13 protein-coding genes are annotated in these 14,312 nt (G+C 55.0%); 4 read left to right on the top strand and 9 right to left on the bottom strand.

All coding sequences use genetic code 11. The annotated features are described in order from the left end of the window. Nucleotides 1-106: 106 nt before the first annotated feature. Nucleotides 107-1,045, top strand: coding sequence for a pectate lyase family protein (locus tag AACY30_RS17280; protein ID WP_339468788.1), 939 nt, complete (start codon nucleotides 107-109; stop codon nucleotides 1,043-1,045). Between the two features lie 251 nt (nucleotides 1,046-1,296). Continuing rightward, nucleotides 1,297-2,547 carry a glycoside hydrolase family 68 protein gene (locus AACY30_RS17275; protein ID WP_339439207.1) on the top strand — a complete coding sequence of 417 codons (1,251 nt, stop codon included), beginning with the start codon at nucleotides 1,297-1,299 and terminating at the stop codon, nucleotides 2,545-2,547. 300 nt (nucleotides 2,548-2,847) lie between these two features. On the opposite strand, the gene AACY30_RS17270 is transcribed toward AACY30_RS17275, so the two are convergent. From AACY30_RS17270 to xylA, 4 genes are all read right to left on the bottom strand, one after another. Continuing rightward, nucleotides 2,848-3,984 carry a sugar ABC transporter permease gene (locus AACY30_RS17270; protein ID WP_339540807.1) on the bottom strand — a complete coding sequence of 379 codons (1,137 nt, stop codon included), beginning with the start codon at nucleotides 3,982-3,984 and terminating at the stop codon, nucleotides 2,848-2,850. Continuing rightward, nucleotides 3,985-5,529, bottom strand: a complete 1,545-nt coding sequence (gene xylG / locus AACY30_RS17265) for a D-xylose ABC transporter ATP-binding protein (RefSeq protein ID WP_339468784.1) — start codon at nucleotides 5,527-5,529, stop codon at nucleotides 3,985-3,987. A gap of 5 nt (nucleotides 5,530-5,534) precedes the next feature. Beyond that, on the bottom strand, nucleotides 5,535-6,536 hold the full coding sequence (gene xylF / locus AACY30_RS17260; protein WP_339468782.1) for a D-xylose ABC transporter substrate-binding protein: 1,002 nt from the start codon (nucleotides 6,534-6,536) through the stop codon (nucleotides 5,535-5,537). 101 nt (nucleotides 6,537-6,637) lie between these two features. After that, nucleotides 6,638-7,954 carry a xylose isomerase gene (gene xylA, locus AACY30_RS17255; protein WP_339419371.1) on the bottom strand — a complete coding sequence of 439 codons (1,317 nt, stop codon included), beginning with the start codon at nucleotides 7,952-7,954 and terminating at the stop codon, nucleotides 6,638-6,640. 333 nt (nucleotides 7,955-8,287) lie between these two features. On the opposite strand from xylA, the gene AACY30_RS17250 reads away from it, so the two are divergent. After that, a complete protein-coding gene (locus tag AACY30_RS17250; RefSeq protein ID WP_339540806.1) occupies nucleotides 8,288-8,485 on the top strand; it encodes a hypothetical protein in 198 nt (65 codons plus the stop codon). Between the two features lie 734 nt (nucleotides 8,486-9,219). On the opposite strand, the gene AACY30_RS17245 is transcribed toward AACY30_RS17250, so the two are convergent. Next, nucleotides 9,220-9,660: a GFA family protein gene (locus AACY30_RS17245; RefSeq protein ID WP_339471454.1), complete on the bottom strand. Its 441-nt coding sequence runs from the start codon at nucleotides 9,658-9,660 to the stop codon at nucleotides 9,220-9,222. Between the two features lie 120 nt (nucleotides 9,661-9,780). On the opposite strand from AACY30_RS17245, the gene AACY30_RS17240 reads away from it, so the two are divergent. After that, complete coding sequence (locus AACY30_RS17240) at nucleotides 9,781-10,677, top strand: LysR family transcriptional regulator (protein ID WP_339540805.1); 897 nt, start codon at nucleotides 9,781-9,783, stop codon at nucleotides 10,675-10,677. A gap of 229 nt (nucleotides 10,678-10,906) precedes the next feature. On the opposite strand, the gene AACY30_RS17235 is transcribed toward AACY30_RS17240, so the two are convergent. The 4 genes from AACY30_RS17235 to AACY30_RS17220 all read right to left on the bottom strand — a co-directional run bounded on the left by AACY30_RS17235 (nucleotide 10,907) and on the right by AACY30_RS17220 (nucleotide 14,197). Continuing rightward, nucleotides 10,907-11,215, bottom strand: coding sequence for a hypothetical protein (locus AACY30_RS17235; protein ID WP_339540804.1), 309 nt, complete (start codon nucleotides 11,213-11,215; stop codon nucleotides 10,907-10,909). 417 nt (nucleotides 11,216-11,632) lie between these two features. After that, nucleotides 11,633-12,070, bottom strand: a complete 438-nt coding sequence (locus AACY30_RS17230) for a hypothetical protein (protein WP_339471457.1) — start codon at nucleotides 12,068-12,070, stop codon at nucleotides 11,633-11,635. 61 nt (nucleotides 12,071-12,131) lie between these two features. Further along, nucleotides 12,132-13,469: a sensor histidine kinase gene (locus tag AACY30_RS17225; RefSeq protein ID WP_339540803.1), complete on the bottom strand. Its 1,338-nt coding sequence runs from the start codon at nucleotides 13,467-13,469 to the stop codon at nucleotides 12,132-12,134. Between the two features lie 50 nt (nucleotides 13,470-13,519). Further along, on the bottom strand, nucleotides 13,520-14,197 hold the full coding sequence (locus AACY30_RS17220) for a response regulator (RefSeq protein WP_339471459.1): 678 nt from the start codon (nucleotides 14,195-14,197) through the stop codon (nucleotides 13,520-13,522). Nucleotides 14,198-14,312: the final 115 nt, after the last annotated feature.

The following is a 14,312-nucleotide window of genomic DNA, read 5'->3' as shown; positions in this document are numbered from 1 at the left end:
CTCACACGGCAATCTCAGTCCTGCCAAACACTGTGTGCAAGTTAACGGATTAACTTGATGCACCCGCTCGTCATAGCGAGCTGTTTTTATTTTAGAGAGGGAACTCATGTCGTATCCAGAAAGCAAACTCACCGGTTTGACCGGTTTCGCCCAAGCGGCAAAAGTGACAGGTGGCTGGTCGGGTCCCGTGGTCAGCATCACTACGCTCGATCAACTCAAGGCCAATATTGGCGACACCACCCCGCGGGTATTGGTGATCAACAGTAATCTCTCGGCCTCGCGTCTCACCAAAGTGACGATGGGCGCTAACAAGACCCTGATCGGCTCATTCCAGAATCGAACCTTGGAAAATATTCACCTGCGGGCAACGGCGCAGTCGCAGAACATTATTCTGCAGAATATTATTTTCAAGCACTCGGCGACTATCAAGGCCAATGACGATATTCAGGTTTACCTGAACGACGGCAGCAAGTACTGGATTGACCATTGCTCTTTTGTTGGGCACAGCTGGTCCACCACTGACGGCAGTGAAGATAAGCTGCTGTATATCGGTGAGAAGGCCGATTATGCCACCCTCAGCAACTGCTTCTTTGGCAGTCACAAGTACGGGCTGATCTTCGGTCATCCGGCGGATGACAATAATGCGGCGTTCAACGGGTACCCACGCCTGACGGTGTGCCATAACCGCTTCGAGAATATGGAAGTGCGTGCGCCGGGCTTGATGCGTTACGGATACTTTCATGTTTATAACAACTACATCAATAACTTCCACCTCGGTTTTACCCTGGCGCAGAACGCCAACATCCTTTCTGAAAGTAACTACTTTGGTGAGGGCAGTCAAAACAACGGCATGTTGGATGACAAGGGGACTGGGACGTTCACTGATACCAACAGTGTTCCACCGATCACCAACCAGAAGTCACCAAAGGCGCAATGGACGGCCACTTCCAACTACGCCTACACCTTGAAAACCGCAGCCCAAGCCAAAGACTTTACGCAGAAGAATGCCGGAGCCCAGTCCGGTGCGCTGGTATTCGGTAGTTGATTAGCTAGCTTTCTAGTTGGTTGGCATCGATTGCAAGTGCCACTGTATTTATATCAAGGATATAAATACAGTGATGGCCTTTTTAATCTAAATAATTCTTCACGCTGCGATAGGCGGGTGGTCATGTTAAACCTGGTTCCGCACTTCAGGGCCAACTACGGCTCATTCTTTTCAGTCACAGCAACGTTGCTGGCTGTTATGTGTTATTCAATCTTCGCTTGTCACGTAAGCATCAGTAAAAGGACATCATCATGAAACATGCGAATCACGCACCTACTCGCTGGACACGGGCCGATGCGCTAAAAGTTAATGAAAATGACCCGACGACCACACAGCCGCTAGTGAGTCCTGACTTTCCTGTCATGAGTGACACTGTATTCATTTGGGACACCATGCCATTGCGTGAGCTGGATGGCACGGTTGTATCGGTCAATGGCTGGTCGGTGATCTTCACCCTGACCGCCGACCGTCGCCCCCATGATCCACAATTCATCAATGCCGATGGCCGTTACGACATCAAGCGCGATTGGGAAGACCGCCATGGCCATGCGCGTATCTGCTATTGGTACTCGCGCACCGGCAAGGACTGGATCTTCGGCGGCCGGGTCATGGCCGAAGGGGTTTCGCCGACCACGCGTGAATGGGCGGGTACACCTATCCTGCTCAACAATAACGGTGACATTGACTTGTATTACACCTGTGTAACGCCGGGTGCCACCATTGCCAAAGTCAGGGGCCAGGTGGTCACTTCCGACACCGGTGTCGAGCTGCAAGGCTTCACCCAGGTCAAGTCGTTGTTTGATGCAGACGGCACCTATTATCAAACCGAAGCGCAGAATGCGACCTGGAACTTTCGCGATCCAAGCCCGTTTATCGATCCAAATGACGGCAAGTTATACATGGTGTTTGAGGGCAACGTTGCCGGCGAGCGCGGGACTCACGAAGTGGGCCCGAATGAACTGGGCCTGGTACCGCCGGGCCACGAAGATGTGGGCGGTGCCCGTTACCAGGTCGGCTGTATCGGCATCGCGGTCGCCAAGGACCTAAACGGTGATGAATGGGAAATCCTGCCGCCGCTGGTCACCGCCGTCGGGGTGAATGACCAGACCGAACGCCCCCATTACGTGTTCCAGGACAACAAGTACTACTTGTTCACCATCAGCCACAAATTCACCTACGCGGATGGCGTGACGGGTCCGGATGGCGTCTACGGTTTTGTCGGCGATCATCTGTTCGGCCCCTACACGCCGATGAACGCCTCGGGGCTGGTGCTGGGCAATCCGCCTTCGCAGCCGTTCCAGACGTATTCCCACTGCGTGATGCCCAATGGCCTGGTGACCTCCTTTATCGACAGCGTGCCCACCAGCGGCGATGACTACCGCATCGGCGGCACCGAAGCACCCACTGTGAGGATTGTATTGAAGGGCGATCGCTCGTTTGTGCAGGAGGCTTATGACTACGGTTACATCCCGGCGATGCGCGATGTTGTGTTGAGCCAGTAACTGACTAAAAAGCCACTCTTCGGAGTGGCTTTTTTACGGCTGTTTTTCTTGCAGGCGCTGTTGATGGCTTCAGACACTCGAGGGGGGGATCACAGGCTCGCCATTGATGCCTGCAATTAAACGCGACACGTCTTACTGGCGCTTTACGAATCATGACCCAAAGCCACTCACGCCACCTATCAAATGTGGGAGAGGGCGTGACCGCAATAGCGCAGTATCAGTCAGCACATCGGGTACTGATAGACCGCTACCGCAGGCAAGCCAGCCCCCACATTTGAGCGTCGGTGTTCTTCCGGATCTTTACCGCCGGCCCGTGCGCGTACTCACATCCACCCACACCGCCAGCACCAGAATGCTGCCCTTCACGATCATCTGCCAGTAACTGTCCACATCCAGCATCGACATCCCATTGTCCAGGCTGGTAATCACCAGCGCGCCCAGCAACGCGCCGTACACCGTGCCCGAGCCGCCACGCATTGACGTGCCGCCGATAAAGCACGCAGCGATGGCATCCAGCTCGCCCATATTCCCCGCCGACGGCGAACCGGCCGCGAGCCGGGCAGTATTGACCAGGCCGGCGAGGGCGCACATCACGCCCATGATGCCGAAGATCCATAGCTTCACCGCTTGTACGTTGATGCCCGACAGGCGTGTGGCTTCCATGTTGCTGCCCACCGCGTAGATGCGGCGGCCGAACACGGTCTGGCGGGTGACGTAGCTGAATACACCCAACAGCACCAGCAGAAGCAAGACGGGGACGGGAATGCCGTCGTAGCTGTTGAGCGTGGTGACGAACCCGGCCAGCACGGCGCCGATAAGTACCACGCGCACCAGATCACGCACGAGGGAATGTGCCGCAAGACCATGCAGCGCGCGATTGCGACGCTGTTTCCATGCCAGGAACAGTGTCAGGGCAAACAGCAAAACCCCGAGGCCAATACCGACAGAGTGTGGTAAATACCCCTGGCCCACATACACCAGCGACGGTGAAACCGGTGCAATGGTGGTACCGCCCGTGATCCCCAGCAGGATCCCGCGAAATGCCAGCATCCCGCCCAAACCGACGATAAACGACGGGATGCGCAGATAGGCTGTCATGTACCCATTTGCCAACCCGATCACCAACCCGCACAACGCTACCAAGCTCAGGTTGGCCAGCAGCGGAATGTGATAAACCACATCCAGGATCGCCGCCAACCCGCCCAGCAACCCCAGTAATGACCCCACCGACAAATCGATCTCGCCGCTGATGATCACCAGCACCATGCCGCACGCCAGGATCCCGGTGATCGACATCTGCCGCAGCAGGTTGGACAGGTTGCGTGGTGTGAGAAACCCGCCCTCGGTCTGCCAGCTGAAAAACAGCCAGATCACCGCCACGGCAATCACCAGGGCGAGCATTTTGTAACGGGTAAACAGCTGTTTGAGCTGATTCATCTACGCGGTCTTCCGATCATTATTGTTATGGCTGAGCGCAGCCGCGAGCACCTGCTCCTGGGTGAGGCCGTTGTTGACGAAATCACCGCGCAGTTGGCCTTCGCCGATCACCAGCACGCGGTCGGAGACCCCAAGTACTTCGGCCAGCTCCGAGGACACCATGATGATTGACACCCCTTCGGCCGCCAGGGCGTTCATCAACGTGTAGATCTCATATTTGGCGCCCACGTCCACGCCGCGCGTGGGTTCGTCGAGGATCAACACTTTGGGCTTGGCCATCAGCATTTTCGCCAGCACAGCCTTTTGCTGATTGCCCCCGGACAAACTGGTGATCGGCAAAAACGGGCTGGAGGTCTTCAGGTGCATGCGTGCGATCTGCTGGTCGATGCTGCCCAGTTCGGCTTCGGCATCGATACGCGTCATGTGCGCATAGGTATCGAGCACCGCCAGGGTGATGTTCTGGCCCACGCCCAGGTCGGGAATGATGCCTTGGCGCTTGCGGTCCTCGGGCACCATGCACAGCCCGGCGCGGATGGATTTGAGCGGCGTGCGCGTGTCGATGACCTGGCCGTCCAGCCAGACTTCGGCGCTGTAGCGCCCTGGGTAGGCGCCGAACAGCGCCGACACCAGTTCCGTACGCCCGGCCCCCACCAACCCGGCAATGCCGAGGATTTCCCCGCGTTTGAGCACAAAGGAAATGTCGTCCACACGCTTGCGTTTGGGGTTGTCGACGTCATAGCAGGTGACGTTGCGGGCCTCGAAAATCACCTCGCCCACGTCATGCGGCTCGGTGGGATAGAGGTGGCTCATCTCGCGGCCGACCATCTGGGTGATGATCTGCGCGATGTCCATGTCGGCCATGGCCGTGGTCGCGATGTGCTTGCCATCGCGGATCACCGCAATGGTGTCGCACACCGCCGCCACTTCATCGAGCTTGTGGGAGATGTACACGCAGGCCACGCCCTTGGCCTTGAGGCCGCGGATGATGTCCAGCAGTACTTCGATTTCAGAGCGCGTCAGGGCCGAGGAAGGCTCATCGAGAATCAACAGGCGCGCCTGTTTATTCAGGGCCTTGGCGATTTCCACCAATTGCTGGTAGCCGCCGCCGTACTGCGACACCGGCAGCGCGACGTTCATGTCCGGTACCTTGAGCTCGCGCATCAAGGCTTCGGCGCGGTGGATCATCGCCGGGTAATTCATGCGCCCCCCCGGCAAGGTCAGTTCGTGGCCCATGAAGATGTTTTCGGCCACCGACAAGTCAGGCACCAGGGTCAGTTCCTGGTGAATGATCACGATCCCCGCCGCCTCGGTCTCGCTGATCGAATGAGCCTCGAGCGGCTGCCCGTCCCAGAGAATGTCACCGTCCCAGGTGCCGTACGGATAAACCGCCGACAGCACCTTCATCAGGGTTGATTTACCGGCGCCGTTCTCGCCGCACAGGCCGACGCATTCCCCCGGCCGTACCTTGATGTCGATGCCGTTGAGGGCGTTGACACCGCCAAAGGTTTTGACGATGCCGTTCATTTGCAGCAGATAGTCGGACATGGCGGTCACTGCCCGGCAATCTGCTCTTTGGTATAGAACCCGTCTTTCTCCAACAGATCGATATTGGCTTTGGTCAGCGGGGTAGGCGTGAGCAGGATGGTGTCGACCTTCTTGCTGCCGTTGTCGTACTGCGAGCTGTAGGTCGGCTTCTCGTTACGCGCCAGCTGCACGGAGAGCTTGGCGGCTTCGGTGGCGATCAGCTTGAGCGGCTTGTACACGGTCATGGTTTGGGTGCCGTCGATCACACGCTTGATCGCGGCCAGGTCGGCGTCTTGCCCGGAGATCGGTACCTTGCCTGCCAGTTTCTGCGCGGCCAGGGCCTGGATCGCACCGCCGGCGGTGGCATCGTTGGAAGCCACGATGGCGTCGATCTTGTTGTTGTTCCGGGTCAGGGCGTTTTCGACGATGCTCAGGGCTTCAGTGGGGTTCCATTCTTTCACCCACTGCTGCCCGACAATCTTGATGTCGCCCTTGTCGATGGCCGGTTGCAGCACCTTCATCTGGCCTTCACGCAGCACTTTGGCGTTGTTGTCGGTGGGCGCGCCGCCGAGCAGGAAGTAGTTGCCCTTGGGCGCCGCTTGCAACACGCCGTTGGCCTGCATTTCGCCGACCTTTTCGTTATCGAAGGAGATGTAGGCGTCGATGTCAGCGTTAAGGATCAGGCGGTCATACGACACCACTTTGATCCCGGCCTTCTTGGCTTCGGCGACGGCGTTGGTGAGGACGGTAGCGTTGAAGGGCACGATGACGATCACGTCGACACCCCGGGAGATCAGGTTTTCGATCTGGGAAATCTGCTTCTGCTCGTTGGCATCGGCGGACTGGACGAAGACCTTGGCATCGAGTTTTTCTGCCGCCGCGACGAAGTAGTCACGGTCACGGGACCAGCGTTCCAGACGCAGGTCATCGATCGAGAAGCCTATTTTCGGGTGGGCCGGGTCGGCCATGACCGGCAGGGCGAGCAGGGCCAGGGCAGTGGCGAGCAGGGTACGTTTGAATGACTTCATGGTGGTGCGTCCTTTTATTGTTGTTGGAAAGACACAGCGTGATGCGGGTAAAACTGTAGAGCGTCCCTCGACGCTCTGTGCAGAGATTTGTCGCGCAAATGTCACCGGTAGATAAAGCGATTCACGACACCTTCAAGCATCTCCTGACGGCCACTCACGGCCTGAGGGTTCAGTTCATGGGCAAACGCATGTTCAGCCAGCGACTCCAGGCTGAATTCTCCCGCCAGCACGGCCTGGCCCAACGGTTGCTGCCAACCGGCATAGCGCTGGTCCTTGAACTGCTGCAACCGATCGTTCTCGACCATAGTCGCCGCGCGCTCCAGGGCCAGGGCCAATACATCCATGGCGGCTACATGCCCATGGAACAGGTCCACATCGTCCAGGCTTTGGCGGCGCACCTTGGAGTCGAAGTTATAGCCGCCATTCTTGAACCCGCCGGCCTTGAGGATTTCATAGGTGGCGAGGGTCATTTCCTCGACGCTGTTGGGGAACTGGTCGGTGTCCCAGCCGTTCTGCGGGTCGCCGCGGTTGGCGTCGATGCTGCCGAAGATGCCCAGGGACACGGCGGTGGCAATTTCATGGTGAAAACTGTGCCCGGCCAGGGTCGCGTGGTTGGCCTCGATATTCACCTTGATCTCATGCTCCAGCCCGTATTCATGCAGGAAGCCGAACACGGTGGCGCTGTCGTAATCGTATTGGTGCTTGGTCGGCTCCTGGGGCTTGGGCTCGATCAGCAGGTCGCCCTTGAAGCCGATCTTGTGCTTGTGTTCCACGACCATGCGCATAAAGCGCCCGAGCTGTTCGCGCTCGCGTTTCAGGTCGGTGTTGAGCAGGGTTTCGTAACCTTCACGGCCGCCCCACAGCACATAGTTGGAACCCTTGAGCCGCAAGGTTGCGTTCATCGCGCTGAACACCTGGGCGGCGGCGTAGGCAAACACCTCCGGGTCCGGGTTACTGGCGGCGCCGGCGGCAAAGCGTGGGTTGCTGAAGCAATTGGCGGTGCCCCACAGCAGCTTGATCCCTGTCTGTTCCTGATGACGCTCCAGGTGATCGACCATCTGTGCAAAGTGGTGGCGGTACTCCTTGAGCGAACTGCCTTCGGGGGCGACGTCCGTGTCGTGAAAGCTGTAGTAGTCGATGCCCAGCTTGGAGAAAAACTCAAACGCTGCTTGCGCCTTGCCGATGGCCAGTTCCATCGGGTCGCCGCTGCGTTGCCATGGCCGTTTGAAGGTGCCGACGCCAAACATGTCCGCGCCTGGCCACACGAAGGTGTGCCAATAACAGGCGGCCATGCGCAGGTGTTCACGCATGGGTTTGCCGAGGATGATTTTGTTGGCGTCGTAATGGCGAAAGGCGAGGGGCGATTCGCTGCTGGGGCCTTCGAAGCGAACCTTCTCGACACCGGGGAAGTACGGCATGGCGTTTTCCTTATTGTTCTTGGCGGTGTCCCGATACTAGCAACGGCGGTGGGGCTGCCGATTATGAAAATCACCAAGGGAGGGTGCGATTTTGAGTAATGTCTTTGCTTGAGCGTAGCGTCACTGCATAGGGGACGATCCGAGTTTATTTATTTTTTCAGAGTGATCCCTAATCAAACTCTTAAGTACTACGTGATTTGCGGAAACGTCTGGCTTTACCTCAAGCAAGTGCCTCTCCAAAGTTTGGCCTGCATCGTCATTTTCTTTGACTTGATGCCATTCGCGGTTGAGAGCGCGGTACTCATCAGGCACATACTAAATAAGGATGAAAACATGAATGCGCAGTCGCCCATGCTGTACACCAATGAAGTGTCTTCGGCATATCTAAGTAGTTTGGACGATCACTGCTTCACAGAGCAGCAACTTGCAGAATTCAACGAACACGCGTTGGAGGTAATCAGTCAGCGGCAGTTTTACTTAAAAACTCATCCGGCCGTTGCCGTTTACCGAGTGGCAGCCGGGGTAATCTGAATTGGTCTTTTATGTGATTGATTATTATCATTGATATTGGTTTTATATTTTGATTGGAATACCAATTGGAATACCTCACAAATGAATTTAGAGAATTAAAACTGTCGAGGGAGGGTCCCGTTTTTTGCGGCCTGCAGCGTCTTGTAGAGGAAACGCAAAACTGTCGCAACCGCCCAAAAACCCGATTCGTACGCATGTTCTAGAGAATTAAAACTGTCGCCGCCAGAAACGACGCGGCTTTAACGTACATTCAAGAGCCCCGGCGGCTGGTCAGCCGCCGGGCGTAGAATCATCGACGAGGGATGAAGTAGGCAACGAGACCGATGGTCATCAACCAGACATGGGTTGAACTGTCGACCGGGGTGTCATTTGGGAAAAGAGTACATGGTGTACATGGGCCGACTCTCCGGCCAGGGGAAGGGTCAAAGCCGGAATTGACTAGTGACTGTCCTGACTTCGTATTTAGTGGTGACGGTCGTCAATCTGACGAATCCAGACGTAAAAAATCGTTTCGCAGTGGGCTGAGTCTCAGATGCGCCAACCCATCGAAGCTTTTGATCTGTCGGCGCCGAGGCCGAGGTGACCCAGTTGCCGAGATTTCACTGCCCCAGCCTGATTTTTCGTAAATCATTGTCTGTGCTGGATTTTTGCAGGTTTAGAGATGGGCGAGTCTTGCGTCGGCAACTGGATCAATCCAGGGGCAGCGCCAACACTCATAGCGCTCTCCTCGTCAGTCATTCGACACCATTTAATGCTGCCGCGAACGCCTCGGGCGTGGGCGATTCTGGCCAGGTCGGAACACCTGCCGGCAGGCTAAGCCATGGCTGTTTGTGCTTGACCCAAATATGCGCAATGGGCATTAGGGTGGCGCGCGTCTCAAGCGTACCGGCCCTGATTACCCACATCCCCGGCGCCGCTGACGTGGTGTTGTAGAGACGGGTATGACAGACCTCGCATAGGTAGTGCTGGGCGCAAAGCCCGCCTTCTTCATAGCCGTATCGAACCGTCGGACCATGCAAGATCAACGCATCGCCGGGCACCAATGCATGCAAGGCAAAACTGCTGCTACTCCAGGCCTGGCAATGCAGGCAGTGGCAGGCGTAAACACCCACACTCAGGTCAATCGTTGAGCTATAGGCCACAGCGCCGCAGCGGCATCCACCGGCTAGTTTCATCAGTTGTTCTCGCTTAAGCGCCACTGCGCACGTGATAGGGAGGCGGGTTGCGCTAAAGCATGTACGATGCTCAATCTAATTAAAATAGATCAAACCTGCCTAGCAACTGATAGGAAATGTATGAACCTGCCGCACCTGCAATGGGAAACTCAACGGGTTTTTCTCGCCGTTCTTCGTACCGGTAGCCTGTCTGCTGCCGCTCGCGCGCTGGGTATCGCACAGGCCACAGCGCGCCGACGGATCGATGTGCTAGAGCGCAGCGTAGGAATGAGCCTGTTTGTGCGCTCGCCAGCAGGCTTGCTGCCCACCGATACCGCCAGGCAGTTGATCAAACATGCCGAATCCATGGCACTGGCCGCAGAAGCATTTTCACGGGCCGCCTCCGCGCAAGCCAACGACTTGAGCGGAACGGTAAGGGTCACCAGTAGCGAATTGCTGGGCGTCGAGGTGCTGCCTTCCATGCTGCGAGAGATACGCGACGCAGAGCCTCAGCTGACACTGGAACTCAGCGTGTCAAACCGCCTGGAAGACCTGGCCCTGCAGGAAGCCGACGTGGCCGTGCGCATACGCCGCCCTACCGAGGCGGCAGTGGTTGCCAGGCACGTGGGCGACCTGCGTATTGGCCTGTACGCCACGCAAGAGCTGCTGGCACGGTACGGTCATCCGCGCACAGCAGACGCGTTGGAAAAATGCCCCCTCATCGGCCCGGACCGCAATTTGATAGAAACAGCATTTCTCGAACAAAAAGGGTTTTTCCCGACGCAAGAACGCCCCTCCATTCGCACCGACCACCACCTGGCCCAGTTCGCAGCGCTGCGGGCGGGGTTGGGGATTGGCGTTTGCTCCAGTCAGCTGGCACGCCGCTATGGGTTGGTGAGGGTGCTGCACGAACAAGTCGACTTCCGCGTGGATATCTGGATAGCCATGCACCACGACCTGCGGCGGGTTAAGCGCATCGCGCTGGTGTTTGATTCGCTGGCTGAGTCACTTGCGCGTTTTTTGCAGGATGCGGAGTGAACGGACCTGCTGGGCAGAGTTAGCAGCAGACAATTGCGAAGCAACAATCGGAGCGTATGGCCAGTCATCGAATCGCATCATGAGCGCACCCCATCAAGGAGCCACCACTCATGCATGCCCCCCACGTTACGGTCGGGCCTCGCCGGCCGGTTACACCAGTCGCACGGCGAAGTGTTTTTCGCCGGCCCAAAAAAAGCCCGCCGAAGCGAGCTGTCCTCTCTGGGAGTCGTTACTGTTTCTGCGTGACGCGATCGCGATAGAGCGCCGAGTTCTGAGCGGTTTTTTCTACGAATTCGATGATAGGATCCGCGTCCCAAGCGTCTCCCTCATGCTCGTGAATTGCTTGGCGGAACCGCTTACCGACCAATTTACGAGTCGTTGGATGCAGATTTGCCCATTCGGAAGCTGGCTTCTTCTTAACCAATTTGTAGGCAGCAGTGAGCAGGAATGGCTTCTCTTGGGGCATCTCCAAGGCTTGCTCAATAAGCTTGGTTACGAGGTCATCAACTTGGGCGGCATCGAGAGATACCGATTGCACGCACTCTGGCCGTTCTTCAGAAAAAAAGACATGAGCTTCTTCAAACGTCAGCGACTCTTCGTCCGCGAAGTCGATGATTTCACGGGTGAGGCCCGGATGCGGGGATGGGATATGTCATGATCTTTCAGCATGGCCACGCTTACCGACACTTGGCCAATCGGTCACCATTATTCACAGCATACTGCGATCAAGCTTTACGGCTCCGTCCGATACCCTGAAGCATTCAAATACCCAACCATAGAATGCTACCTACACGTAGACCCACTACTCCTAGGCGACAAGTCGGCTCCTCGCTGCATAGGCTCTATGCAGGCGACTGGCAAAAGGCTCATTGCATATGTCGCCGTTGACCTCTAAAAGCAGATTGAACGATTATGCGGGATTTTTCCAATAGGCTTGGAGTACTCACGGCATGAGCTAGAGTTCGTTAGCGCAATTTCTATCGCCGTCAGCCCAGCGCTTGATATCACTTATCTTCGGTGATCTGGTACCCACACTCAAGATATTCTTTGTTGTGTATAACCTGACCTGTGCTTTGTTCGCATCATGTCTTTCTATTTCAATTAGGGCGTTGTTAATCAACAGTCCTTCCGAAAGGAGCTTTTGATTGATCTCACCTTCACTGCGCTCATCGCTAAACTCGCTTAATACGATGACCGGCTTTCCTATATATGTCTCATATTCCAGGCATTGTCTTGCCATTAGTCTTAAGTCTCGATAAGTATCGGAGGGCGTCTTCTTGCTAGTGAAGCTGCCGTCATAAGATGAATGACTACTTTTTAATTCGCTGACGGTTATGGCGCACCCACTGATTGAGATAGAAAGGAATAGTATAGACAAGGCTAAATATTTCAATTTCAACTCCATTGTTCTGGTATAGGCCCTCCGCCGGGTAGGTATCAAATCATGCTTTTTTTCAGGCGGAATTGTGTTTTGGAAAATCAACAGTCGCCATGAGTCCACCTTCTGCAGATGTACTTAGCCATACGTTGCTGTTGTGCTGCAGTGCAACCGCTTTGACTATTGCGAGCCCCAGTCCGCTCCCGCTTTGCATTTGATTGGGCTCGCGAAAAAACCTATCGAAGACTCGCGCCCTTAATTCAAATGGAATGCCAGGCCCTGCATCTGAGACACGTAGCTGAGTAGATTTATCAAGTGATCGTACATCTACCTCAACCCGTCCGCCCTCAGGGCTGTACTTCACGGCATTTTCAATTAAGTTATCAATAAGCGACATAAGGCGTTCCCTGATGCCATTGATCCAGATTTCACCATCAGAGTAGAATTCAAGTTCAATCCTACGCTCAGCCGCTAGGGGGGCCAGTGCAGCCATTTGCTCTTGTATGAGCGTCGTCAGCGGCACAGCCTCCATAACAGTGTCGATGCGCACTTCGCTATGCATCAGCAGCAATAACTGATTGACGAGACGCGCAGCACGGCTATTGCTGCGAATAATCCCTGCAAGCAGTTCCCGTTGATTAGTGCTGCTTACATAGGACTGCAAAGCCTCAACATTGATTCGCATTGCAGCCAGGGGAGTACGCAGCTCATGAGCGGCATCTGCAATGAAAACCCGTTCCCTCTCAGAACTTTCTCGCACTCTGGCAAGAAATAGATTCGTCGCGTCCACCATTTGGCGAAGCTCTATCTGCTTTGGTCCTTCTTTTAAGGGAGAAAGATCTTCTAAAGTTCGCAAAGAAATTCCATTTACCACCTTGTTCCAAGGGCGCATTGCAATACGGACTGATAGCCATGCGGGAAAAAAAAGAAAAGGAATGCACACCAGCAGCGGCAATATATAGTATCCACGAGAGTTCAGATATATGAAGAAGTTCCAGCCTCCGGCAGGGGTAACAAGTGTTACCTCCGCGTCGGAATTCCCTGACTTGAGAGTACGGCTATTCCAGCTGCGGCCCTCACTCTGAATGCTCTGAATTTCTCCATACCTGGTATTTGTTACTCCTGTCGGAGCACCATCAGATGAATAAATTATCTTTCTATTCTTACGAACAATCAGGCTGATTGACAGTTTGGGATCTTCACCTCCGCCATAACCTTCCTGCAATGCTGCGCTGAACTTTTCCAGCACAGCGGTGAGATCCTGCGGGCGATCATCCATGCGATTAACTAATGTAAGAATGGTTTCGTAAGTATTGTTACCCGTGAGCATAGAGGGGCTACGCAAGTTCTCCCACAAAATGTAGGTCAGAAAAAGACACCAAAGCAGTGTAAGTAGTAGCATCTGGGCGAGCATAATTCGTCTTACAAGCGTTGGAGTTCTCAAGTTGAGCCAAAAATTTCGCATCAACCAATCCCTTTCTGAATTGTAACGGTATCAATGACATACCCCACACCCCGCACCGTTCGAACATAGCCTTCGCCGATTTTGCGACGCAAATTTCCCATATGCACATCCAGAGGATTACTCATATTTTCTTTCGCGCCGAATAGCCTTTCCTCCAGAAAACGTCGTGTAAGCACGCGGTCAGCGCGCATCATTAAAATTTCAAGCAGAGCGTATTCACTTGCCGTTAAATCAACATTACGTCCACTCACTGTCACGCGACGAGTCGGCATATGAAGAAATAATCCTCGAATTTCTATCACGTCATTTTGAAAACCGTAACTGCGTCGGGCCAGTGCTCTCACCCTGGCTAACAATTCGGCGAGAACAAATGGTTTTACCAGATAGTCGTCTGCACCCGCATCGAGCCCACACAGGCGATCTTGCAGAGTGCCTCTTGCAGTCAGGATGATGACGGGGATCCCCCTAAACTGCTGACGTAAGCATGCTACTAGGCTCATGCCATCACCGTCGGGCAGTCCGAGGTCGAGTAGCACAAGTTCTGGCACGCAGACATCGAGTTGATGCAACGCATCTACTTTTCGGCGAACCCATATGACATCTAACCCTTGATCTGCAAGTGCGATACGAACGCCATTGCCGAGATCCAGGTCGTCTTCGATTAGGAGAATTTTCACAATAGTTACGTTATCAAAAGTGAATGAAGAACGTCTGAAGAAAAAAACATATCAGGAAATCTATTTGTAGTGGTCTAATGATTCCGGACACTCATTTAGGCGAGAATGCTTGCCA

Source organism: Pseudomonas sp. RA_5y_Pfl1_P24 (assembly GCF_963970945.1).
Taxonomy (GTDB): domain Bacteria; phylum Pseudomonadota; class Gammaproteobacteria; order Pseudomonadales; family Pseudomonadaceae; genus Aquipseudomonas; species Aquipseudomonas tritici.
This window is presented reverse-complemented; position numbering and strand designations above follow the sequence as displayed.